Here is a 22,392-nt window from a genome sequence, read left to right on the forward strand (position 1 = left end):
TGTCTGCCCGGCCGGGGCTGTTCACTACTCAGGGGAAGTGCACGTGGCACTCGCCGCGATTACATTAAGACTGTCATAAAATACATCAGTAATTCTTATGTATTTATAAGGATTGCAAATTGCAATCTTGGATTATTTTTAATAAATACAATGAGTTATTTTTTACTTGGGGGAATAAAAAATATTATTTATATAATATTATAAACTAATTGAATTTCATCAACCGAACTGTCGTTCCTAGCATGCCGCCTCCATCCAACCCTTCCAGAGGCGGCAGTTCAATGAGTTATCCACCGCTTGATACCAGCGTTTCGACCTTCACCGTGCCAGTGTGCGGCGCGGACCGAACCATCGCCATGCTAGCCGCCATGCTGGCCATCCTGGGCGCGCAACCCGCTACTGCCGCCGGATTCATCGAAGACAGCAAAGCTACGCTTTCGCTGCGCAACTTCTACTTCAATCAGGATAACCGCAATGGCGGTGGTCCCAGGTCCGAGGAGTGGGGCCAGGCTTTCTTCCTTGACTACAAGTCCGGCTTCACCGAGGGTCCGGTCGGTTTCGGCCTCGACGTGCTGGCCATGCACGGCATCCGCCTGGATGGTGGCGGTCGCTCTGGCAAAGCGAACGCCGAGCGCACTCCCGGCGCCCTGTTCCCGCTGGAAAGCAACGGCAAGGCGAAGACCGACTTCGGTCGGGTCGGGGTGACCGGCAAGCTGCGTTTTTCCAAGACCGAGGCCCGCCTCGGCACCCTGCTGCCGAAGATGCCAGTGCTGATTTACAACGACGGTCGCCTGCTGCCGCAGTTGTTCCACGGTACCCAAATCACCTCCAACGAGGTCAAGGATCTAACCCTGACCGCAGGTAAAATCGAGCATTCCACCGAGCGTAACTCCAGCGATAGCTACGGTCTGTCCATCGCTGGCGCCAATAGCGGCAGCCAGGCTCGGTTCAGCAATAAATTCTATTTCGCCGGTGCCGACTACAAGGCTACCAAGGATCTAACGCTGCAGTATTACTTCGGCAACCTGAAGGATTTCTATAAGCAGCACTTCGTCGGCCTGATCCATAACTGGATCCTGCCGGCAGGGTCGCTGAAAACCGATCTGCGTTATTTCGACAGCGACTCCGACAGCAAGAACGCCAGCCGCTCTGGACGCGCCGAAGGATATCGCAGCAGTGGATACTGGCGCGCTGGAGATTCCAGAAGCGGCGAGGTAGACAATAGGCTCTGGAGCGCGATGTTCACATATGACCTGTCGGGCCATTCGCTGGGTATTGGCTACCAAAAAGTTACCGGCAACAGTGACTGGCCACGCATCAACCTGGGTACAGGCCAGACGGTCTACCTGATCACCAACCTGCAGAACAGCAAATTCGCCAGTGCCGGCGAACGTTCCTGGGTTGGTCGGTACGCCTATGACTTCGCAGCGGTCGGCGTACCGGGCCTTGCGACCAGCCTGACCTATGTCAGCGGTAGAGGTATCGACGCCACAGGGAGCGACAACAAAGAATGGGAACGCGACTTCCGCCTGGATTATGTGGTGCAAGGCGGCCCACTCAAGGGACTCGGTTTCAGCTGGCGGAATGCCACATTACGCGGCAATGACACGACCGATCGTGACGAAAACCGACTGATCGTCACTTACAAGCTTTCCATACTCTGACGGCTACAGCGCGATGCTGCAATTGCCAGAAGCCTGTTGGCTCTTGGCTCTTGGCTCTTGGCGTTCCAATCAATGATCGCCTGTGGGTGACATTCCAGAACGCCGGTTGGCTCATCCGCCCTGGGGATTTCATGACGGAGATGGTACGGGCCTGCGGATGGATCTGAGGCATCAGGACACCTCCCGGACAAGCGCTTCGAAAGGGCGCCTGCTGCGCTATTGCCCGGCTTGCCTGATCCCAATGACGTCTCGCAACCTGACAACTGGTAGTTTTATAAATATAAAAAATAAAAACTATGTGTTCTTGTCATCCATTAGCGCTATCCGCTATCCGCTATCCGCTATCCGCTATCCGCTATCCGCTATCTGCTTGCGCCGGCCGCTTCGATAGACGGCCTCATGATTGCTGCGGATAAGGTCATAGGCCTTGCGTACCAGAGAATTGTGCGTGTTTGGCCTGATCCATAGGTGATAGGTGACGTCCGGCAGACGCGGCAACCCCTCTTGCTCTCCTAGGACACGCATGTCTGGTCCGAGCAGTTCCATGCTGCGAGCGGTGACGCCCAGGCCGGCACGAATGGCCGCCTTGACGCCGATCAGATTCGAGGCCAGGTAGGCCTGGCGCCAGGGTATGCGCTGCTGTTCGAGCGCTTCGAGAGCGTAGCGGCGGTAAATGCTCGGCTCGTCGATCAAGATCAGCGGTAGAGGCGCGTGGGGCATGTGCAGGTATTGCGCAGAACAGATCCACCAGACCGGAGAGGTACGCAGGGGAAAGCCTTCGAGGGTCGGGTCCTCGCGCGTGGAAATGATCATGTCGACCCGTCCTCGGTGCAGATCTTCCATCAGGAAGGGACTGCGGCCCACGTCGATCTCCAAGCGCAGACGTGGTGCGGAGCGGGCGATGTGGCTGAGGATCGGCGGCAGGATGGTGTCGGCGACATCGTGCGGCGAGCCGATCCGGAGCACGCCGCTCAGGCCGTCTTCGCGCAGGGAATTCAGCGCATCGTCGTTGAGCGCGAGCATTTCCCGGGCGCGACGCAGCAGTTGCCGGCCGGCGTCGGTGAGCTGCTTCTGGCGGCCCTGTTTCTGGAACAGGGCGACGCCGACCGATTGTTCGAGACGCTGCATCTGCTGAGTGACGGACGATTGGGTCCGCGCCAGTTGCTGTCCCGCTTCGGCGAAGCTCTGGCTATCCGCCACGGCGATGAAGGTCCTCAGCAATTCCAGGTCCAGGGTCGAAGAGGGAGGCATGGGCGGTTTCCCGTTCGCTATTCATCATGACTGTCACGTAAAACATCATATTTCATAATGTATTTGAAGTGATTTCATGTTGGGTTTTTCAAAAAAATCAATTAATACAATAAGTTGATTTTTAATTAAGTGAATAAAAAATATACCGAATATAACCATATTATTTAATAGAATTTCACTGCCTTAACTGTTGTTCCTAGCATCCCTCCGATTCGATCGACCCGCACCGATCTGGCGAGAGGGAAATTTCATGTTTTTCAGGCACGCTCATTCATCTTCCGGCCACCCCGCGCTCAAGGCGCTGGCTGCCCTGTTCGGTGTGACGCTGCTGGCCGTTGCCGGCACCGCGGCGCACGCCGATGCGACGCTGGATAAGATTGGGGAGCGTCACAAGATCAGCGTCGGGGTGATCCTCAGCGGGCCGCCGTTCGGCACCATCGATCCGCTCACCCGCGCGCACCTCGGCTACAATGTCGAACTGGCCAAGGGCATTGCCCAGGCGCTTGGCGTCGAGCTGGAAACGGTCTCGGTGCTGGCACCCAACCGTATCCAGTTCCTGCAGCAGGGCAAGGTCGACATCCTGATCGCCAACATGCAGCTGACCGAGGAGCGCACCCGGATCCTCGACTACGTGCCGACCCCCTACGAGGAAGTGGGCGGCGCCGCGCTGATCCGCAAGGGCAGCGGTATCGCGCGCTGGGAAGACCTCAAGGGCCAGCCGGTGTGCGTGTCCCAGGGCAGCAACTTCATCAAGCCGCTGGTGGAGATCTACGGCGCCGAGATCAAGGCGTTCCGCAGCCAGTCGGAATCGCTGCTCTCGCTGCGCGGCAACGGCTGCGTCGCTTCCGTGCATGTCAGTCCGACCATGCACACCCTGCTCGAGGAACCGGAGTGGGCCGATTACGAGATCCCGCTGCCGAACGATCTGATCCCGTCGCCTTCGGTGATCTGGGTGCGCAAGGGCGAGAAAGACATCCAGGCCCGACTCGATGCAGTCATCCGCGACTGGCACCGCAGCGGCTGGCTGCTCGAAGTCGGTGAGCGCAACGGTATGCATCCATCGCAGGCACTGCGCGACCTGCACGAGAAATACCGCAACGCCGCGCCTCTGGCGGATAGCCGGAAATGAGCGGGCTGGTTACCACTGTCACGAGCAGCTCCATGCTGGTGCCACCTGGTGCCCGCGTGCTGTCGCCGAAGGTCGCCCGATGACGCTGTTCAGCGAATTGCAGCAACTCCTGGGCGCCGACCGGGTGCAAGATTCCGCGCAGGCCGAGGCCTTGCTGCGCGACCGGCACGGACGCTTCGTCGGCCGGGTCGTGGCGGCGGTGCACCCGCGCGATACCGCCGAAGTCGCCGCCGTGGTGCGCCTGTGCGGGCGGCACACGGCGCCCATCGTGGTACAGGGCGGCAATACCGGGCTGATGGGCGCGGCGACTCCCGACGCCAGCGGCCGGGCCGTGCTGCTGCTGCTCGACCGGCTGAACCGCGTGCGGCAGGTCGATACCGACAACGACACCCTGACCGTCGAGGCTGGCTGCATCCTGCAGCATGTGCAGGAGGCGGCCCGCGCCGCCAGCCGGCTGTTCCCGCTCAGCCTGGGTGCCGAGGGCAGTTGCACCCTGGGCGGCAACCTGGGCACCAATGCCGGCGGCGTCGCGGTGCTGCGCTACGGCAACGCCCGCGAACTGACCCTGGGACTCGAAGTAGTCACCGCCGACGGACAGATCTGGGACGGCCTGCGCGGTCTGCGCAAGGACAACACCGGCTACGACCTGCGCGACCTGTTCATCGGCAGCGAAGGTACCCTGGGCATCATTACCGCGGCCACGCTCAAACTGTTCCCCTTGCCCGCAGCGCAATGCACGGCCTTTCTCGCCTTCGCCTCGCTGGCCCGGGCGGTGGCCTTCCTGTCTCATGCCCGGCGGGGCTTCAGCGCCGGCCTGACGGCCTTCGAACTGCTCTCGGTGGATTGCCTGCGTCTGCTGCGCGAGCAGTTTCCCGCCAGCCCCTTGCCGTTCCCGGAGTTGGAGCAGCCCTGGTATGCCCTGCTGGAGCTGTCCGACCATCAGGACGAAGCCCATGCCCGCGCGCTGTTCGAACGGGTGCTGGGCGATGCGCTGGAAAACGACCTGCTGGTCGATGCGTGGATCGCCGAGAGCCTGGCGCAGAGCGAGGCGCTGTGGTGCCTGCGGGAAACCATGAGCGACGCCCAGAAGTGCGCCGGGCAGAACATGAAGCACGACATCTCGGTGCCGGTTTCGCAGATTGTCGCCTTCGTCGAAAGCACCGACGCGCTGCTGCAGCAGCATTTCCCTGGGGTGCGCAATTACACTTTCGGCCATCTTGGCGACGGCAACCTGCACTACAACGTGGCCCATGCGCCCGGCCGGAGCGTGGCCGAGCACATGGCCAACTACGCGGCATTGAGCCAACTGGTGCACGACAGCGCGCATGCCCACGGCGGTTCGATCAGCGCCGAACACGGCATCGGCCAGCGCAAGCGCGACCTGCTGGCCCGCTACAAGAGCCCGGTCGAACTGGAGCTGATGCACCGTATCAAGCAGGCGCTGGACCCGCGCGGGCTGCTCAATCCCGGAAAGGTTCTGCCGGAGGCTTCCGCATGAGTATTCACCTGTCCCGGCGCGTGCGCCGCGTATCGCTGTCGGCCAATGCCGCTGCCAAGTTGAAGACCACCGCGCTGCGCGAAGCCGGTCGCGACATCCTCGATCTGACCACCGGCGAGCCGGATTTCGACACCCCCGAACACATCAAGCGGGCAGCCTGCGCGGCCATCGCCGCTGGCGCCACCAAGTACACCCCGACCGCTGGCGTGCGCGCGCTGCGCGAGGCGGTGCGGCGCAAGCTGGCCGCCGAGAACCGGCTGGACTACCCGCTGGCTGGCATCATGGTCGCCAACGGCGCCAAGCAGATCATCTTCAATGCCTTCGCCGCGACCCTGGACGAGGGCGACGAGGTGTTGGTTCCGGTGCCCTACTGGCCGTCGTTCCCGGATATCGTGCGCTTCAACGACGGCACCCCGGTATTCCTCGAATGCCCGCTGGAGCAGCACTACAAGCTGACCCCGGCGCAACTGGAGGCACATATCGGGCCACGCACCCGCTGGCTGATCCTCAACAGCCCGGGCAACCCGAGCGGCGCGCTGTACAACGAGGCCGAGCTGGCGGCGCTGGCCGCCGTGCTGCGCCGTCATCCGCAGGTGCTGATCCTGCTCGACGAGCTGTACGAGCACATCCGTTTCGACGCGCGTCCGCCGCAGGGACTGCTGAACGTGGCCCCGGATCTGCAGGCGCGCAGCCTGCTGGTCGGCGGCGTGTCCAAGACCTATGCCATGACCGGCTGGCGGGTCGGCTTCGGCGCCGGACCCGAAGCCCTGGCGACGGCGCTGACCATAGTGCAGTCCCAGGCTGCCTCCGGCGCTTCCTCGGTCGGCCAGGCCGCCGCGCTGGCCGCCTTCGAGGATGGCCTGGCGTTCTTGCCGGCCCAGGTGACCGCCTACCGCGAGCGGCGCGACCTGCTGGTCGAGGCGCTGGCACCGGTGGACGGGCTGGAGGTGCTGGCGCCACAGGGCGGCTTCTTCGTCTTCGTGCGCTGCGCCGGCCTGCTCGGCCGCCTGCGCCCGGACGGCCGCCGCCTGGACGGCGAGGCGGACGTGCTGGACTACCTGCTGGAATCCGGCGTGTCCGGGGTCGCCGGCAGCGCCTACGGGCTTTCGCCGTATTTCCGCCTGTCCATCGCCACGGCGACCGACATCGTCGTCGAAGCGGGTCGGCGCATCGCCCGGGCCTGCGCGGCGCTGCGTGCGGAACTGCCGGCATGAATGCCTGGCTCGACGCCTTCGTACAGTGGACAGCCTGGCTGGGGCTCGACTACCACTTCCTGCTCGATACCTACGAGCGCGACTCTTTCGTCGCGGGGGCCTGGGTCACCGTCCAGTTGTGCCTATGCACCATGGCCGGCAGCCTGGCGGTCGGCGTGGCACTGGCCGCCGCGCTGGTGTCCGGGCGTCCCTGGCTGGCGGGGCCGGCCCGGCTGTTCGTCGAGGTCACTCGCAACACGCCGACCCTGGTACAGCTCTATTGCGCTTTCCTGGTGCTCAACATGCTGATCACCGAGGTTATCGGCGGCGCCAATCCGTTCACGCCCTTCGCCTGGGTAGTGATCGTCATTTCCCTGCACAAGGGCGTGTTCCACGCCGAAGCCCTGCGCGCCGGCCTCGAAGCGGTGCCGCAGGTGACTCTGGAAGCCGCGACCTCGCTGGGTTTCAGCCGCCGCCAGCGGCTCTGGCGGGTCGAACTGCCGCTGGCCGTGCGCGTCGCCCTGCCGTCGCTGGTGAACAACCTGATCGAGATGGTGAAGATGACCGCCGTGGCCTCGGCCATCGCCGTGGGCGATATCACCTACGCCTCGATCCTGATCTGGACCCAGCGCGACAACGTGCTGGAGCTGATGATCCTGATCCTGCTGTTCTTCGGCCTGTTGAGCTTCATTGTCAACTGCCTGGGACGCGGTCTGGAAGCGCGCCTGAGGATGCCCGGCTATGGCCACTGAACTGTCGTTGACCCGCCGCTGCGCGCCCGGCCGCCATCCAGGCAAGGTGCTGGCCCTGGCCACGCTGTTGGTCTGGCTGGCCGCCGGGGCACCGCCCCGCGAGGTGTTCGCGCCGCTGCTGGAGTGGTCGCCGGCGCTGGCCAAGGGCTTCGCGCTGAACATCCTCATCAGCCTGCTGGCCATCGGCCTGGGCACCCTGCTGGGGCTCGCTATCGGCGCGCTCAACCTGTCGCCGCTGCGACTGCTGCGGCTGCCCGGCCGGCTCTGGGTGCAGGTGTTCCGCAACGCGCCCTGGCTGGTGCTGATCTACTTCACCACCTATGTGTTCCCCTTCGAGATCCGCGTCGCCGGGCATTACCTGCCGTTTCCCGACTGGCTCAAGGTCACCCTCGGCCTGGCTCTGCCGGCCAGCGCCAATGTCGCCGAGGTGTTTCGCGGCGCGGTTGCCTCGATTCCCGGCACTCAGTGGGAAGCCGCCCGTTCGCTGGGATTCAGTCGCGGGCAGATTCTGCGCACGATCATCCTGCCGCAGTGCTGCAAGCGCATGCTGCCGCCGTGGATGAACCTCTACGCGGTCATCACCATGGGCACGGCGCTGTCTTCGCTGGTGGGCGTGCACGATTTGCTCGATACCGCGCAGATCGCCAGCAATACGGTGAACCGGGTCGGTTTCACGGTGCTGATCTACTTCAGCGTGCTGGCGCTGTTCTTCGCCTATTGCTACCCGATTTCCCGATTCACCCGGTACCTGGAGCGCCGCTATGCCTTCCGCTGACCTTTCCGCCCCCCTGATCGCGCTGCGCGATGTGCACCTGAGCTTCGCCGACACCCCGGTGCTGCGCGGCATCGACCTGGACGTGCAGCGTGGCCAGGCGGTATCCATCATCGGCCCGTCCGGCTCCGGCAAGTCCACCTTGCTGCGCTGCATCACCGGGCTGCTGCGGCCGCAGCGCGGGCAGATTCGCGTGGACGACACGGCGGTGCACGCGCTGCACAGCGATGCCGAGTTCATCGCCCTGCGCAAGCGGGTCGGCTTCGTGTTCCAGCAGTACAACCTGTTCCCGCACCTGTCGGTGCTGGAAAACCTGACCATCGCCCCCTGCAAGGTGCTGGGCCGCGAGCGCCGCGAGGCGCAGGACGAGGCCCTGCGCCTGCTCGGCAAGGTGTGCCTGGAACACAAGGCGCGCGCCTATCCCGGCGAGCTGTCCGGCGGCCAGCAGCAGCGGGTGGCCATCGCCCGGGCGCTGGCCATGCGCCCGGAGCTGATCCTGTTCGACGAGGTGACCTCGGCGCTCGACCCGGAGACGGTCGGCGAGGTGCTGCGGGTGATCCGCGAACTGATCGAGGAGGGCATGACCTGCGTGCTGGTCACTCACGAAATGCGCTTCGCCGAGGAGATCAGCGATGCGGTGTATTTCACCGAGCACGGCGTGATCGTCGAACACGGCAGCCCCCGGCAACTGTTCAACGAGCCGCGCAGTCCGCGCACCCGCGCCTTTCTCCAGCACACGCTGGGGCGCGGCGAACAGGATCGGCGGCCGTTCGTCCCGGCCGTCGCGGCCGCACGCTGATCGACGATTTCAAGGATTTCACCCGATGGCCCGCAAAAGCCGTCGCCAACCACCCCAGATAAGGAAAAAACCCATGAGTAGCAAAGAAGTCGGTCAGGCGGTCGCCGCTCTTCTCGAGCAGGTGCGTGCGATCCAGGCGCGCGGCATCGACCGGGAGAGCCTGCCGGAAATCGTCAGCCTGCTGGAGAAGCTGGCCGAGCGTCGCGATTTCTTCAACTTCGCCAGCTTTCCGCCACCGGCTGCGGCTGCCAGCGAAGGCAAGACTGCGATCCGCTATCGCCTCAACGACGATGGCGACGACAGCCCGACGCTGTACCTGAATTCCCTGCTGCCGGGCAAGCAGACGCCGCCGCATAACCACGAGACCTGGGCGATCATCGTCGCGGTCGAGGGCACCGAGTTCAACCGGGTCTACCTGCGCACCGACGACGGCAGCGATCCGGAATTCGCCACGCTGCAACTGGAGCGCGAAATCACCGTACAGCCCGGCGCGCCTATCGCCTTCCTCGGCGACGACATCCACGACATCCGCGTCGAGGGCGAGCGGCCGACACTGCACTTCCACCTCTACGGCCGCCCGCTGGAGGCGCTGAGCGGACGTTTCGCCGTACAGCCCGACGGCCGGCTGAAAAACTACAACCGCAACCATATGGAGCCTTCGGCAGCGGTCGTCTACGCATGATCGATCTCTACTACTGGCCGACCGCCAACGGCCTCAAGGCGGCCATCCTGCTGGAAGAGCTGGGCCTGGAGCATCGCCTGCTGCCGGTGAACATCCGCGCCGGCGAACAACAAGACACGGCCTTCCAGCGCATCAGCGCCAACGGACGCATCCCGGCCATCGTCGATCACGCGCCGCAGGGTGGCGGCGAACCCTTCGCGTTGTTCGAGTCCGGCGCCATTCTGGGCTATCTGGCCGACAAGACCGGGCGCTTCCAGGACGACCGTCATCGGGTGCAGGAATGGCTGTTCTGGCAGGCCGGGCACATCACGCCTTACCTCAGCCAGTTGCAGGTGTTCCGCGAGCGGGCGCCGGAGCCGCTGCCCTACGCGCTGGAACTGCTCGACAAGGAGGCCGAGCGGCTGTACGGCGTGCTGGAGCGGCGCCTGGGCGAGGTGGATTACGTCGCTGGCGCCTATTCGATCGCCGACATGGCGATCTTCCCGTGGATCCAGCCGCAGCGTCAGGGCCGGAGCCTCGCCGACTACCCACGGATTGATGCCTGGCGCGAACGCCTGAAAGCGCGACCGGCCGTCCAGCGCGCCTATGCCAAGGGGCGCGAACTGGCACCGGCGGAGCGTTCCCTGGCTCTCGAATGAGGGCCATCTTTTTATGCAGACGAGACTCTCATGACCCAGACCATAACGCCGCAGCAGTTGCAGCAATGGCTGCACAACGGGCGGGAAATCGCCCTGTTCGATGTACGCGAACACGGACAGTACGGTGCGGCGCACCTCTTCTATGGCGTGTCGCTGCCCTATAGCCGGCTGGAGCTGGATGCCGTGCGACTGGCGCCGAACCCGGCGGTACGCCTGGTGATCTGCGACGAAACCGGCGGCGCACTGGCCGAGCGTGCCGCCCAGCGCTTGCAGGCGCTGGGCTACCAGCGGCTGCACATCCTCGAAGGCGGCGTCCAGGGCTGGCGGGCCGCCGGCTTCGAGCTGTTCGCCGGGGTCAACGTGCCGTCCAAGGCGTTCGGCGAGCAGGTCGAGCTGGCCTGCGCCACGCCGCACATCTCGGCACCCGAGCTGGCCGCCCGGCAGGCGCGCGGCGAGCGGCTGCTGGTACTGGACGGCCGGCCGTTCGAGGAATACCACAAGATGAACATTCCCGGTGCCATCTGTTGTCCCAACGGCGAACTGGGCTACCGGCTGGGCGATCTGCTTGCCGACGAACGGACCACCATCGTGGTCAACTGTGCCGGGCGCACGCGCAGCATCATCGGTGCGCAGACCCTGATCAACCTGGGGGTGAAGAATCCCGTCTACGCGCTGGAAAACGGCACCCAGGGCTGGTTCCTCGCCGACCTGCCGCTGGAACACGGCAGCACGCGGCGCTACCCGGAATCGACCCATCCGACCGGTCTCGCCGAACGACGCGAGGCCGCGCAGCGACTGGCGGCGCGGGCCGGGGTGCGTGCGCTGACAGCGGAGCAGGTGGCGGCCTGGGCCGACGATCCGCAGCGCAGCCTGTTCCTCCTCGATGTGCGCAGCGCCGAGGAATTCGCCGCCGGCAGCCTGGCGGGCGCCCGCCACGCGCCGGGCGGGCAATTGATCCAGGCAACCGACCAGTATATCGGCGTGCGCCAGGCGCGGATCGTGTTGTTCGATGCCGAAGACATCCGCGCACCCATCGTAGCCAGTTGGCTGCGCCAGGCGGGCCATGATGCCCATGTGCTGGCCGATGGCTTGGGCAGCAGGTTGGCGATGCCAGACCGCGCGCCGGCATTCGAGCCGCCGGTGGTGGCGGAAGTGGATACTGCGACCCTGGTGGATGAACTGGCACGGGATGCCGTGCGGCTGTTCGACCTGCGCCCGAGCATGGCCTACCGCGCTGTGCATATAAAAGGTGCGAACTGGTCGATTCGCCCGCTGCTGGCTGCCGCCGCGGCCGGCGAAACGCGTCCGCTGCGGCTGCTCGCCGACGATCCGCAGCTCGCGCATCTGGCCGCCCTGGAGTTGCCCGAGGCGCAGCACGAGAACGTGCGGATCTGCCGTGCCGATCCAGATCTCTGGCATGCCGCCGGACTGGCGCTGGAGGAGGGCGGCACGCAGCCGCCGGACGGGGAATGCATCGACTTCCTGTTCTTCGTCCATGACCGGCATGCCGGCAACAAGGCGGCCGCGCGCCAGTACCTGGCCTGGGAACTGGGCCTGCTGGCGCAGCTCAATGCGCGCGAACTGGCCGCTTTCCGCCCATTGGTCGCGGAGGAACGGTCATGAGCGACGACCCGCGTACCCGTCTGGTGCACGCCGCCCGGCCGCCGAAAGGCTCCGGCGGGCGCCCGGTCAATCCGCCGCTGACGCGCCTGAGCACCGTGCTGTTCGACAGCGTCGGGGAAATGCAGGCAGTCCGTGGCCGCCGCGACAGCGAGCGCGTCCTGAGCTACGACGCCCGCGGCAACCCGACCGCCTTCGCTTTGGAGGATCTGATCAGCGAACTGGAAGGCGGTTACCGCACCAAGCTGTTCCCCACCGGGCTGGCCGCGGCAGCGCAGGCGCTGCTGAGTTACCTGCGGCCGGGCGATCACGTATTGATCACCGAATCGGTCTATGCGCCGGTGCGCCGCGTGGCCCGCGAACTGCTCGAACCCTTCGGCATCGAGGTCGGCTATTTCGCCCCGGACGGCCGGGATCTCGAAGCGCACCTGCAAGCCAACACGCGCCTGGTCTACACCGAAATGCCCGGCTCGCTGCTCTACGAACTGTGCGACCTGCCGGCCATCGCCGCCCTGTGCCGGCCGCGCGGCATTCTGCTGGCGGTCGACAACACCTGGGGCTCCGCCTACCTGTACCGGCCGCTGGCGCTGGGCGCGGACATCTCCATCATGGCGCTGACCAAGTACCTGGGCGGACACGGCGATGTGGTCATGGGTAGCGTCTGCACCCGCGAGGAGGTCTGGCAACCGCTGTCGCGCCTGAGCGATGCCCTCGGCATCACCGTCAGCCCGGACGATGCTTGGCTGGTGCTGCGCGGCGCACGGACGCTGGCGGCACGCCTGGAAGTGCATGAACGTCAGGCGCTGGAAATCGCCCGCTGGTTGCAGCGGCGCCCGGAGGTCGGTCGCGTCTACCATCCGGCCTTGCCCGAGCACCCAGGCCACGCGCTCTGGCGCCGCGATTTCACCGGCAGCAACGGGCTGCTGTCGTTCGAATTCGCCGAGGATGACCCGGCGCTGGCCGCCCGCTTCATTGATGCGCTGCGCCTGTTCGGCATCGGCGCCTCCTGGGGCGGCTACGAAAGCCTGGCGATCCTCGCCGAACTGAGCGGACGCGGCGCCTTGCCGACGACCTCCAGTTGCATCGTGCGTCTGCATATCGGCCTGGACGACAGCGCTTCCCTGATCGCCGATTTGGAACAGGCGCTGGCGGTAACGACGGCTCGCTGAGCCACTGGCTCAATCTTGCCTATTTACGATGGCGTGAATTTAACGGCCGAATTAATAGTATTCCAGCGGAACAAGGACATCCTATGCCTGACCTTCTTTTGTCCAACGGTACGCACCTGCATTATCAGTGTCATGGTAGAGGACCTGCCCTACTTGCTCTGGCACCCGGCGGGTTACATTCACGCTCCGAACTCTGGGCGTACGTGAAGACGGTACACCTCGTGGCATTGTTGATCCGCGACAAGCCTTTGCCGACCGTTACACTGTGATCAGTGTTGATCAGCGTAATGCCGGTCGTTCCATGGCACCGATCACAGCCAGGGACGGGTGGGATAACTATGCTATTGATAATTTGCTACTAATGGATTCTCTGGGCATCGACCACTTTCACGTGCTAGGGGCCTGCATCGGGCCTTCCTTTGCGCTTAAGCTGATCGAGCTCGTACCGGATCGAGTGTCGAGTGCAGTATTGCAGCAGCCGATCCGCCAACAACGTTGTATTGCGCAGTGAGTCCTTTGCCACTTGGGCCGGGGGCTTACGCCACCGCGGACTGTTGTCAACAGGCCCTACATCAGTTCCGCTCAGTCGATGGTGCGCCACTTTCAGACGGTGCCCTGGAGGTTTGCCATGTCCACTCTGCCTGTCCTGTTCGTTTCCCACGGTGCGCCGACTTTCGCTCTCGAGCCGGGGTTGGCCGGGCCGTTGCTCGCCGCGCTGGGGCGCAACTTGCCCGAGCCGGAAGCGGTGCTGGTGGTTTCGCCGCACTGGATGACCCAGGGCGACGTCATGGTGACTGGCACGGCGCAGCCGGAGACCATCCACGACTTCGGCGGCTTTGCCCGGCAACTCTACGAGCTGGAATATCCGGCGCCAGGGCATCCGCAGCTCGCGGCGCGTACCGTGGAACTGCTGCGCCAGGCCGGCTGGCAAGCCGGGCTCGACAGGCAGCGCGGCCTTGACCATGGCGCCTGGGTACCCTTGCTGCACCTGCTGCCGAAGGCGAAGGTGCCGGTCTTCCAGGTTTCGCTGCCTTATCCATTACGTCCACAGGATGCCTTTCGGTTCGGACAGGCATTGGCTCCGCTACGTGAAGAGGGTGTGCTACTCGTCTGCTCGGGCAGCCTGACCCATAATCTGCATGAATGGCGCCGCCGCCCCGATAGTGAAGCTGCCTATGTGAAGGCATTCGCTACCTGGGTACGGGAAGCGCTGGCGGCTGGTGATACACGGCGCCTGGTGGACTATGTGCACCTGGCACCGGAAGCCGAGCGCGCTCACCCCACCGATGAGCATTTCTTGCCGCTGCTGGTGGCGTTGGGTGCCCGGCGTGCCGACGATGCGCTGCAAGTGCTGGATGGCGGCATTGTCCACGGCGTCCTGGCGATGGATTCCTATTTGTTCGGCCAGGCGTGTGCCGCTGCTTGAGAGAGGCACCGCCTTTCCCTGCTGCCGGCTTGGCTTGTCCGCTCTGGGTGTGCTCGGTAGACTCGGGCGCATGAAGATCTTTCTGCGCCTTTTCCTCATGCTGTTGCTCGGCCTCGCATTGCCCCTCAATGGCATGGCGAGTGCCTTGGCATCCGTGCAGCCCTGCCTGCAGCAGCATGGGCAGACGCATGCCATGCACGGCAGCATGAATGCCGATCTGCAGATGGCCGCAGGCACGCACGATTGTTGCGATCACCAGAAGGGGTCGCAAAAGGTGCAGAAAGAGATGGTCAAACTGTGCAAGCATGGCCACGAGTGCAAGTCGAGTAATCCCCTGCAAGTCTCGGTGATCCGGTCGCCGTTATTGCCGCCAGCCCGTTTCGGCGCGCCTTCCTTCAGTTTCGCTGCTCCCTTGCCTGCCTTCGATTCCTTCTGGCGCCCTCCGCGCGCCTGATTCCTGTCGTGTCCTGAATTCCGTCCAGCAGCCTCTTTGGCTGCCGGCGAGTTTGCGTGTCGCCATCTGGCACGCATTGGATCATCACTGGAATCCCGATCATGCCCTTTCGATCCTTCAGGGGCCGCCCGTGCGTGGCCGCTCTGTTGGCGGGCGCGCTGGCCTGGCCCTGGCCGGCCGCCGCCCTGACTCTCGATGAAGCCTTGCGCCTGGCCGAACGCGAGGCCCCGACGCTCGCGGCCCAGGCCGCCAGTCAGCAGGCCGCCCGTAGCGCAGCCATTCCCGCCGGCGAGCTGCCGGACCCCAAACTGACCCTGGGCGTGCAGAATCTGCCCATCGAGGAAGACGACCGCTGGAGTGTCAACCGTGACTCCATGAGCATGCGCATGATCGGCGTCATGCAGGAAATGACCAACGGCGACAAGCGCCAGGCCCGGGTCGAAGTGGCCCAGGCCGGGATCGAGGTGGCGGATGCCGAGCAGCGTATCGCCCTGCTCACCGTGCGCCGGCAGACCGCCCTGGCCTGGATCGCCAATCTGGCGGTCGAGCGCAAGCTGGCGTTGTTCCAGGAGCTTTATACGGAGAACCGCCTGTTCGAGCGCACCGTGCGGGCGCGAATCGCCGGGGGGAAAGGGCTAGCCGCCGATGCTGTGCTGCCGCGTCAGGAAAAAGCCCTGTTGGACGAACAGCAAGATGAACTGCAGCAAGCCCGCAGCAGTGCCCGTGCGGCGTTGCGCCGCTGGATCGGCGCGGCCGCCGGGCAAGTGCTACAGGGTGATTGGCCGCGCTGGCCGACTGATACCGCGCACTACCAACACAATCTGCAGCGTCACCCGGAACTGGCTGTGTTCGCACCGCAGACGCGCCAGGCCGAGGCACGCGTGCGGGAGGCCATTGCCGCGAAGAAACCGGACTGGGGCTGGGAGCTGGATTACCTCAAGCGTGGCAACCACTACAGCGACATGGTGAATCTGAAGTTCACCTTCGACCTGCCGTTGTTCACTGGTTCGCGCCAGGATCCGAAGATCGCCGTCGAGCGTGCCCGCGTCACCCAACTGGAAGCCGAGCGTGAAGCGCGGGTGCGCGAGCACACCTGGGCGCTGGAAGACGAGCTGGCCGGCTACCAGCGCCTGGACCAGGCCTTGAAACGCCTCGACCAGACCCTGCTGCCGCTGGCCGAGGAAAAGGTCCGCCTGGCGCTGGCCGACTACAGCGGCGGCAAAGGCTCGCTGGAGGCGGTGGTCGAGGCCCGCCAGGAACGGATACGCACATGCCTGCGGCGCATCGACCTTGCCGAACAATACGCCGCCAGCGGCGCCGGCCTGCATTTCGCCTTCGGAGATATCGAGCCATGAACACTCGGCTACCCTGGCTCATTGCCGTCATCAGCCTGCTCGTCGCGCTGGCAGCAATGGCCTATGCCTTCTACCCACGTCATGCGCAGTCGCCGGCAGCGCATCCACCGGCCATGCCTGACGAACCCAAGGTGCTCTACTGGTACGATCCCATGGCTCCGCAGCAGCATTTCGACCGGCCCGGCAAATCGCCCTTCATGGATATGGACCTGGTGCCGCGTTACGCCGAGGGCGAGGCCGAAAGCCCGGGTATTCGTGTCGACGCCAACGTAGCGCAGAATCTTGGTATGCGCCTGGCCAGGGTCACGCAACAACACTTCAGCCAGACGCTGGACGTCAGCGGTGTGTTGACCTTCGACGCGCGTAATGTCGCCTTGGTGCAGGCGCGTAGTAATGGCTTCGTCGAGCGTGTCTATGCCCGCGCCCCGGAGGATCTGGTTGCCAAAGGCGCGCCGCTGGCCGATTTGCTGGTGCCCGAATGGGGGGCGGTGCAGGAGGAATTCCTGGCCCTGCGCGGGTTGGGTCAGCCGGCCTTGCTGACCGCCGCGCGCCAGCGCATGCGTCTGGCCGGGATGCCGGGCGAACTGATCGCTCGTGTCGAGAAAACCGGCAAGGTGCAGGCGATCTGGACCGTTACCGCGCCGATTGCCGGGGTGCTGGAAAGCCTCGAGGTGCGCGAAGGCATGACCCTGGTAGCCGGTCAGCCGCTGGCGCGAATCAATGGCTTGAGCACCGTCTGGCTAGAGATCGCGGTGCCCGAGGCGCAAAGCGCCGGGCTGGCTGCCGGCCAAACGGTCGAGGCGCATTTACCGGCGCTTCCCGGTGAAATCTTGCACGGGCGTATCGCGGCCCTGTTGCCCCTGGCGAGTCTGGATAGCCGCAGTGTGCGGATACGGGTCGAGCTGCCCAATACACACGCACGGTTGCGACCCGGTATGACGGCGCAGGTACAACTGCAGCCGGGTTCCGAGCGCAGCGTGTTGGTCGTGCCCAGCGAAGCGGTAATCCGCACCGGCAAGCGCAATCTGGTCATGCTGGCTGAAGCGGCAGGCCGCTATCGGCCGGTGGAAATCCGTATCGGTCGCGACACCGGTGATTTCACCGAAGTGCTGGACGGTCTTGCCGAAGGCCAGCAGGTGGTGGCCTCCGGGCAGTTTCTGCTGGACTCCGAAGCCAGCCTGCGCGGCCTTGGCGTCCCGTCGTCGGACCGGCGAGCGGTAGCCGCGCAACCGGCACTGCATGAGTCCGAGGGCACCATTGTCGGCCTGGAGGGCGGCCTGATCGCTATTTCCCATGGCCCGTTCAAGAGCCTTGGCATGCCTGGCATGAGTATGCCGTTTCCGCTGGCCGATCCGGCGCTGGCCACGGGGCTGGCGGTGGGAGACCGGGTTCGTTTCGCCGTCGAGCAGACTGATGACGGGCTCTTGATTCGGCGGATCGAGAAGCTGCCCGCCGTTGGCCACGAGGGACACCAGCCATGATTGCCGCATTGATTCGCTGGTCGATCGGTAATCGCTTGCTGGTCTTGCTGGCGACGCTGTTCGTGGTCGCCTGGGGCATCTGGGCGGTGCGACAGACGCCGGTCGATGCGTTGCCTGATCTTTCCGACGTGCAGGTGATCGTACGCACACCGTTTCCCGGTCAAGCGCCGCAGATCGTCGAGAATCAAATCACCTATCCGCTGACCACCACCATGCTGTCGGTGCCGGGTGCCAAGACCGTGCGCGGTTATTCCTTCTTCGGCGACAGCTACGTCTACGTCCTGTTCGAGGATGGCACCGACCTTTATTGGGCACGCTCGCGGGTGCTGGAATACCTGAGCCAGGTACAAAGCCGCCTGCCGGCTGGCGTAACCCCGGCACTGGGGCCGGATGCCACCGGCGTTGGCTGGATTTACCAATATGCCCTGGTGGATCGCCGTGGCGGGCACGATCTGGCCCAGTTGCGTTCGTTGCAGGACTGGTTTCTGCGCTTTGAGCTGAAAACCCTGCCCAACGTCGCCGAAGTGGCGGCTATTGGCGGCATGGTGCGCCAGTATCAGGTGCAGCTCGATCCGCTGAAGATGGCCAGCCTCGGTATTACCCAGCAGCAGATTGCCCAGGCAATCCAGGCCGCCAACCAGGAAACCGGCGGCAGCGTGGTGGAACTGGCCGAGGCCGAATACATGGTGCGGGCCTCTGGCTATCTGCAAACACTGGCGGACTTTCGCGCCATCCCGCTACGGCTGGATACCAATGGCGTTCCGGTGACCCTGGGCGAGGTCGCCACAATCCGGCTCGGCCCGGAAATGCGCCGGGGCATCGCGGAGCTGGACGGCGAAGGCGAAGTGGCCGGCGGTGTGGTGATTCTGCGCAGCGGCAAGAACGCCCGTGCCACCATCGAAGCGGTGCGCAGCAAACTGGCCGAATTGCAGAAAAGCCTGCCGGACGGAGTGGAAATCGTCACCACCTATGACCGCGGCCAACTGATCGACCGCGCCGTGGACAACCTCAGCCACAAGCTGGTCGAGGAGTTCATCGTGGTGGCGCTGGTCTGCGGACTGTTTCTCTGGCACCTGCGCTCGTCGCTGGTGGCCATCGTCTCGCTGCCGGTGGGCGTGCTGATCGCCTTCATCGTCATGCAGCGCCAGGGCGTGAATGCCAACATCATGTCGCTGGGCGGGATTGCCATCGCCGTCGGTGCCATGGTCGATGCCGCCCTGGTAATGATCGAAAACGCCCATAAGCACATCGAAGCCTGGCGCGCGGCTAATCCGAAACAGGCGTTGCAGGGCGCGGCGCACTGGCAGGTGATCGCCGAAGCGGCAGTGGAAGTCGGACCGGCGTTGTTCTTCAGTTTGCTGATCATCACCCTGTCGTTCATCCCGGTGTTTACTCTGGAGGCGCAGGAAGGCCGTCTGTTCGGCCCGCTGGCCTTCACCAAGACTTACGCCATGGCGGCGGCAGCGGCGCTGTCGGTGACGCTGGTGCCGGTGCTGATGGGATACTGGATTCGCGGCAAGATTCCGAATGAGGCGCGCAACCCGCTCAACCGGTTGCTGATTCACCTCTACCGACCGGCACTGGACCGCGTACTGCGCTGGCCGAAGCTCACCCTGGCGGTGGCGTTGCTGGCCCTGCTCACCACACTCTGGCCCGCATCGCGACTGGGCGGGGAGTTCCTGCCACCCCTGGACGAGGGCGATCTGCTCTATATGCCCACAGCCTTGCCGGGCCTGTCGGCACGCAAGGCCGGTGAATTGCTGCAACAGACCGACCGATTGATCAGGAGCGTACCGGAAGTGGCGCAAGTGTTCGGCAAGGCCGGGCGGGCTGACAGCGCCACCGATCCGGCACCCTTGGAAATGTTCGAAACCACTATCCAGTTCAAGCCGCGTGACCAGTGGCGGCCTGGCATGACTGCGGAACAACTGATCGAGGAACTGGACCGCCGGGTACGCGTGCCGGGGCTGGCGAATTTGTGGGTTCCACCGATCCGCAACCGCATCGACATGCTCGCCACCGGGATCAAGAGTCCCATCGGGGTCAAAGTCGCGGGTAGTCATCTGGCGCAGATCGATGCGGCCACCCAGCACATCGAACATATCGCCAAAAACGTATCCGGGGTCACCTCGGCGCTGGCCGAGCGGTTGACTGGCGGGCGTTACCTCGATGTGCAGATCGACCGCGCCAGGGCTGCTCGTTATGGCCTGAATATCGACGCTGTGCAGGCCATCGTCGCTGGTGCCGTGGGCGGGCAGAATGTTGGCGAGACGGTGGAAGGGCTGGCGCGCTATCCGATCAACCTGCGCTATCCCCGCGAATGGCGCGATTCGCTGGACGGCTTGCGTCAATTGCCGATCTACACGCCGCAGGGTAGTCAGATCACCCTGGGCACAGTGGCGAAGGTCGAGATCAGTGACGGCCCGCCGATGCTGAAAAGCGAAAATGCGCGACTGTCCGGCTGGGTCTATATCGACGTGCGTGGCCGCGATCTGGCCTCGGTGGTCGCCGACCTGCGCCAGGCCATCGCCGCGCAAATCCAGCTGGAACCGGGCATGAGCCTGAGCTATTCCGGCCAGTTCGAATACCTGGAGCGCGCCACCGCTCGCCTGCAACTGGTGGTACCGGCGACCCTGGCGATCATTCTGGTGCTGCTCTATCTGACCTTCGGCAGCGTCGGCGAGGCGCTCCTGATCATGGTGACCTTGCCGTTCGCCTTGATCGGTGGGATCTGGCTGCTCTACCTGCTGGGTTATCACCTGTCGGCGGCCACCGGGGTCGGTTTCATCGCCCTGGCCGGGGTTGCCGCCGAGTTCGGCGTGATCATGCTGCTTTACCTGAAACACGCCTGGGCCGAGCAACGTGCCGCCGGGCGCGGCGATGAAGTCGCGCTGCTCGCGGCCATCCGCATCGGTGCCGTGCAGCGCGTGCGGCCCAAGGCGATGACGGTGGCCACCATCGTCGCCGGCCTGCTGCCAATCCTTTTAGCCAGCGGTACCGGCAGCGAAATCATGAGCCGCATCGCCGCACCCATGGTCGGCGGCATGCTCAGCGCACCGCTGCTATCTCTTTTTGTCTTGCCGGCGGCCTATCGACTGATCGAGCGCCGGCGTCTTTCCCACACTACTTCGATCACTGAAACAGGAGTCCTTCCATGAACATCCTCATCCCCATTTTTGCTTCGCTTGTTGTGCTGCCTGTTGCATACGCCGACCATCCGGAGCATGGAGACCATGCCTCGGTGGTGCAGAAAGCCGCCACTGAAACCGTCAGCACCAGCGGTACGGTAAAACAGATCGACAAGGAAAACGGCGCCCTCGTTATCGCCCACGAAGCAGTGCCGGCGCTGCAATGGCCGGCGATGACCATGCCGTTCAAAGCCACTGCTGAGCAACTGACGCAAGTCGAGGTGGGCGAAAAGGTGGATTTCGAATTCAGCACAGAGGGTGTGGCTTCCATCGTTTCCATCGGCGAAGCCGACTGATTCATCTCGCTAAAAGCCTGCTCTCTGCAGGTTCTTTCACCCGTGCGGGCGTGAGCACGTTGCGTGCGCCTGCCATTTTGCGGACGACTCAGGAGATGACTTCCGCTTGCCAGTTTGGGGGGGATTTCTTCTGGTGCCTGGATAAGCCGGATGATCGTGGTCGGCAACGGCTTGGGCAGGATGCTGGATTCGCAGAGAGAGTGGGGAGCCGGGTGAAAAGGACGGGTGGAAACGTCAGTTCGTCATATCGAATCCGGCTGGTGGAGCACCTGTAGCAGCCACCAGGCTGGATTCGATCATCACGACGCAGCCATTGGCAGGAGTGCCTCAGTTGATCTGAGGCTGAATCCGGCCACGTACCACATCGACGTCCTGACCGATTTGGTATTCCCGATTGGGCGAGCGAATCCACACATCCCGATTGTCTTCCGTGCGCACGATATAAGCCTTCTGGCTACCGCCCACGGCTTTCTGCGTTTCACCACCGGCGAAGAAACCCGCCACGCTGCCAGCTACCGCTCCGATCGGACCGCCAGCGGCAGCACCAAGCATCATGGTGGAGAGTGCGCCATAGCCTTTGCCGATGCTGGTATCTTCTTTTTCCATCATGATTTCAGCGGCGTTGGCGGTGACGCTTCCAGCAAGGAACATGTAGAGGGAGAGGTGAGCAAATTTCTTCATAGGAGAATTCCTTCTGCACAGTGGCGTTGTCGTCTTGTTCCGACTGATACAGAAACTGTGCCAAGTTGCCGCACATGAAAGAATGGGCCTTTCTGACTTAGATCAATGAAGTTTTCCTTTTGTTCGTTCGACAATGGTGCCTTTCCTAAACGGAATTAACCAAAACAGTGCGAAAATCGGAAAGTGGACTACTTTTAGCGCTTCCGATCCACGCTCTGGATGATGTCGGACCTGGTCTGCATTGCACGGACCGGCAGGTGCAGCGGATGCACCATAGGTTTCATTTCTTCTTTGCATGCCTGAAAAAAGATCAAGAATGACGGACAGGCTGCCGGCTGGACGCG

19 protein-coding genes and 1 pseudogene are annotated in these 22,392 nt (G+C 63.9%); 18 read left to right on the forward strand and 2 right to left on the reverse strand.

Annotated features, from left to right (window positions below):
- Positions 1 to 356 precede the first annotated feature (356 nt).
- Positions 357 to 1,664: an OprD family porin gene (locus FHR87_RS08385; protein ID WP_246335902.1), complete on the forward strand. Its 1,308-nt coding sequence runs from the start codon at positions 357 to 359 to the stop codon at positions 1,662 to 1,664.
- Between the two features lie 348 nt (positions 1,665 to 2,012).
- Here FHR87_RS08385 and FHR87_RS08390 read toward each other — a convergent pair whose 3' ends face one another.
- A complete protein-coding gene (locus FHR87_RS08390; RefSeq protein ID WP_183166261.1) occupies positions 2,013 to 2,915 on the reverse strand; it encodes a LysR substrate-binding domain-containing protein in 903 nt (300 codons plus the stop codon).
- Positions 2,916 to 3,165: 250 nt separating this feature from the next.
- Here FHR87_RS08390 and FHR87_RS08395 point away from each other — a divergent pair, with 250 nt between their 5' ends.
- The 17 genes and pseudogenes from FHR87_RS08395 (at position 3,166) to FHR87_RS08475 (ending at position 21,367) form a co-directional block, all read left to right on the forward strand.
- Positions 3,166 to 4,044, forward strand: a complete 879-nt coding sequence (locus FHR87_RS08395) for a transporter substrate-binding domain-containing protein (RefSeq protein ID WP_183166262.1) — start codon at positions 3,166 to 3,168, stop codon at positions 4,042 to 4,044.
- A gap of 79 nt (positions 4,045 to 4,123) precedes the next feature.
- Positions 4,124 to 5,542 carry an FAD-binding oxidoreductase gene (locus FHR87_RS08400; RefSeq protein WP_183166263.1) on the forward strand — a complete coding sequence of 473 codons (1,419 nt, stop codon included), beginning with the start codon at positions 4,124 to 4,126 and terminating at the stop codon, positions 5,540 to 5,542.
- Positions 5,539 to 6,756, forward strand: coding sequence for an aminotransferase class I/II-fold pyridoxal phosphate-dependent enzyme (locus FHR87_RS08405; RefSeq protein WP_183166264.1), 1,218 nt, complete (start codon positions 5,539 to 5,541; stop codon positions 6,754 to 6,756). The genes FHR87_RS08400 and FHR87_RS08405 overlap by 4 nt, the downstream gene beginning before the upstream one ends.
- Positions 6,753 to 7,487, forward strand: coding sequence for an amino acid ABC transporter permease (locus FHR87_RS08410; RefSeq protein ID WP_183166265.1), 735 nt, complete (start codon positions 6,753 to 6,755; stop codon positions 7,485 to 7,487). Before FHR87_RS08405 ends, FHR87_RS08410 begins: the two co-directional genes overlap by 4 nt.
- Entirely contained in the window at positions 7,477 to 8,262 is a 786-nt protein-coding gene (locus FHR87_RS08415; RefSeq protein WP_183166266.1) for an amino acid ABC transporter permease, read from the forward strand. The genes FHR87_RS08410 and FHR87_RS08415 overlap by 11 nt, the downstream gene beginning before the upstream one ends.
- Entirely contained in the window at positions 8,249 to 9,058 is an 810-nt protein-coding gene (locus tag FHR87_RS08420) for an amino acid ABC transporter ATP-binding protein (protein WP_183166267.1), read from the forward strand. Before FHR87_RS08415 ends, FHR87_RS08420 begins: the two co-directional genes overlap by 14 nt.
- Before the next feature lie 73 nt (positions 9,059 to 9,131).
- Positions 9,132 to 9,740: a cysteine dioxygenase family protein gene (locus tag FHR87_RS08425; RefSeq protein WP_183166268.1), complete on the forward strand. Its 609-nt coding sequence runs from the start codon at positions 9,132 to 9,134 to the stop codon at positions 9,738 to 9,740.
- Positions 9,737 to 10,378, forward strand: coding sequence for a glutathione S-transferase N-terminal domain-containing protein (locus tag FHR87_RS08430; RefSeq protein WP_183166269.1), 642 nt, complete (start codon positions 9,737 to 9,739; stop codon positions 10,376 to 10,378). Before FHR87_RS08425 ends, FHR87_RS08430 begins: the two co-directional genes overlap by 4 nt.
- A 30-nt stretch (positions 10,379 to 10,408) precedes the next feature.
- Positions 10,409 to 13,167 (forward strand): annotated as a pseudogene (gene metC, locus FHR87_RS08435) (cystathionine beta-lyase).
- Positions 13,168 to 13,250: 83 nt separating this feature from the next.
- Positions 13,251 to 13,436 carry a hypothetical protein gene (locus FHR87_RS08440; RefSeq protein WP_183166270.1) on the forward strand — a complete coding sequence of 62 codons (186 nt, stop codon included), beginning with the start codon at positions 13,251 to 13,253 and terminating at the stop codon, positions 13,434 to 13,436.
- Positions 13,437 to 13,468: 32 nt separating this feature from the next.
- On the forward strand, positions 13,469 to 13,678 hold the full coding sequence (locus tag FHR87_RS19635; protein WP_420826733.1) for an alpha/beta hydrolase family protein: 210 nt from the start codon (positions 13,469 to 13,471) through the stop codon (positions 13,676 to 13,678).
- A gap of 117 nt (positions 13,679 to 13,795) precedes the next feature.
- Positions 13,796 to 14,593, forward strand: a complete 798-nt coding sequence (locus FHR87_RS08450; RefSeq protein WP_183166272.1) for a dioxygenase family protein — start codon at positions 13,796 to 13,798, stop codon at positions 14,591 to 14,593.
- A 70-nt stretch (positions 14,594 to 14,663) separates the two neighbouring features.
- Positions 14,664 to 15,047 carry a hypothetical protein gene (locus tag FHR87_RS08455; protein WP_183166273.1) on the forward strand — a complete coding sequence of 128 codons (384 nt, stop codon included), beginning with the start codon at positions 14,664 to 14,666 and terminating at the stop codon, positions 15,045 to 15,047.
- A gap of 101 nt (positions 15,048 to 15,148) precedes the next feature.
- Positions 15,149 to 16,402 carry a TolC family protein gene (locus FHR87_RS08460; RefSeq protein ID WP_183166274.1) on the forward strand — a complete coding sequence of 418 codons (1,254 nt, stop codon included), beginning with the start codon at positions 15,149 to 15,151 and terminating at the stop codon, positions 16,400 to 16,402.
- Positions 16,399 to 17,883 (forward strand): efflux RND transporter periplasmic adaptor subunit, encoded by a 1,485-nt coding sequence (locus FHR87_RS08465; protein WP_183166275.1) that lies wholly within the window; start codon positions 16,399 to 16,401, stop codon positions 17,881 to 17,883. Before FHR87_RS08460 ends, FHR87_RS08465 begins: the two co-directional genes overlap by 4 nt.
- Positions 17,880 to 21,041, forward strand: a complete 3,162-nt coding sequence (locus FHR87_RS08470; RefSeq protein ID WP_183166276.1) for an efflux RND transporter permease subunit — start codon at positions 17,880 to 17,882, stop codon at positions 21,039 to 21,041. The genes FHR87_RS08465 and FHR87_RS08470 overlap by 4 nt, the downstream gene beginning before the upstream one ends.
- On the forward strand, positions 21,038 to 21,367 hold the full coding sequence (locus tag FHR87_RS08475; RefSeq protein ID WP_183166277.1) for a copper-binding protein: 330 nt from the start codon (positions 21,038 to 21,040) through the stop codon (positions 21,365 to 21,367). Before FHR87_RS08470 ends, FHR87_RS08475 begins: the two co-directional genes overlap by 4 nt.
- Positions 21,368 to 21,694: 327 nt before the next feature.
- Here the strand turns inward: FHR87_RS08475 and FHR87_RS08480 are convergent, their stop codons facing one another.
- Entirely contained in the window at positions 21,695 to 22,048 is a 354-nt protein-coding gene (locus FHR87_RS08480) for a hypothetical protein (protein WP_183166278.1), read from the reverse strand.
- Between the last annotated feature and the right edge of the window lie 344 nt (positions 22,049 to 22,392).

The organism is Azomonas macrocytogenes, from assembly GCF_014191985.1.
GTDB classification, from domain to species: Bacteria; Pseudomonadota; Gammaproteobacteria; order Pseudomonadales; family Pseudomonadaceae; genus Azomonas; species Azomonas macrocytogenes.

Coding starts and splice junctions, on each gene's coding strand:
- FHR87_RS08385 (WP_246335902.1), top strand. CDS start 357: ATGCTAGCCGCCATGCTGGCCATCCTGGGCGCGCAACCCGCTACTGCC.
- FHR87_RS08390 (WP_183166261.1), bottom strand. CDS start 2,915: ATGCCTCCCTCTTCGACCCTGGACCTGGAATTGCTGAGGACCTTCATC.
- FHR87_RS08395 (WP_183166262.1), top strand. CDS start 3,166: ATGTTTTTCAGGCACGCTCATTCATCTTCCGGCCACCCCGCGCTCAAG.
- FHR87_RS08400 (WP_183166263.1), top strand. CDS start 4,124: ATGACGCTGTTCAGCGAATTGCAGCAACTCCTGGGCGCCGACCGGGTG.
- FHR87_RS08405 (WP_183166264.1), top strand. CDS start 5,539: ATGAGTATTCACCTGTCCCGGCGCGTGCGCCGCGTATCGCTGTCGGCC.
- FHR87_RS08410 (WP_183166265.1), top strand. CDS start 6,753: ATGAATGCCTGGCTCGACGCCTTCGTACAGTGGACAGCCTGGCTGGGG.
- FHR87_RS08415 (WP_183166266.1), top strand. CDS start 7,477: ATGGCCACTGAACTGTCGTTGACCCGCCGCTGCGCGCCCGGCCGCCAT.
- FHR87_RS08420 (WP_183166267.1), top strand. CDS start 8,249: ATGCCTTCCGCTGACCTTTCCGCCCCCCTGATCGCGCTGCGCGATGTG.
- FHR87_RS08425 (WP_183166268.1), top strand. CDS start 9,132: ATGAGTAGCAAAGAAGTCGGTCAGGCGGTCGCCGCTCTTCTCGAGCAG.
- FHR87_RS08430 (WP_183166269.1), top strand. CDS start 9,737: ATGATCGATCTCTACTACTGGCCGACCGCCAACGGCCTCAAGGCGGCC.
- FHR87_RS08440 (WP_183166270.1), top strand. CDS start 13,251: ATGCCTGACCTTCTTTTGTCCAACGGTACGCACCTGCATTATCAGTGT.
- FHR87_RS19635 (WP_420826733.1), top strand. CDS start 13,469: ATGGCACCGATCACAGCCAGGGACGGGTGGGATAACTATGCTATTGAT.
- FHR87_RS08450 (WP_183166272.1), top strand. CDS start 13,796: ATGTCCACTCTGCCTGTCCTGTTCGTTTCCCACGGTGCGCCGACTTTC.
- FHR87_RS08455 (WP_183166273.1), top strand. CDS start 14,664: ATGAAGATCTTTCTGCGCCTTTTCCTCATGCTGTTGCTCGGCCTCGCA.
- FHR87_RS08460 (WP_183166274.1), top strand. CDS start 15,149: ATGCCCTTTCGATCCTTCAGGGGCCGCCCGTGCGTGGCCGCTCTGTTG.
- FHR87_RS08465 (WP_183166275.1), top strand. CDS start 16,399: ATGAACACTCGGCTACCCTGGCTCATTGCCGTCATCAGCCTGCTCGTC.
- FHR87_RS08470 (WP_183166276.1), top strand. CDS start 17,880: ATGATTGCCGCATTGATTCGCTGGTCGATCGGTAATCGCTTGCTGGTC.
- FHR87_RS08475 (WP_183166277.1), top strand. CDS start 21,038: ATGAACATCCTCATCCCCATTTTTGCTTCGCTTGTTGTGCTGCCTGTT.
- FHR87_RS08480 (WP_183166278.1), bottom strand. CDS start 22,048: ATGAAGAAATTTGCTCACCTCTCCCTCTACATGTTCCTTGCTGGAAGC.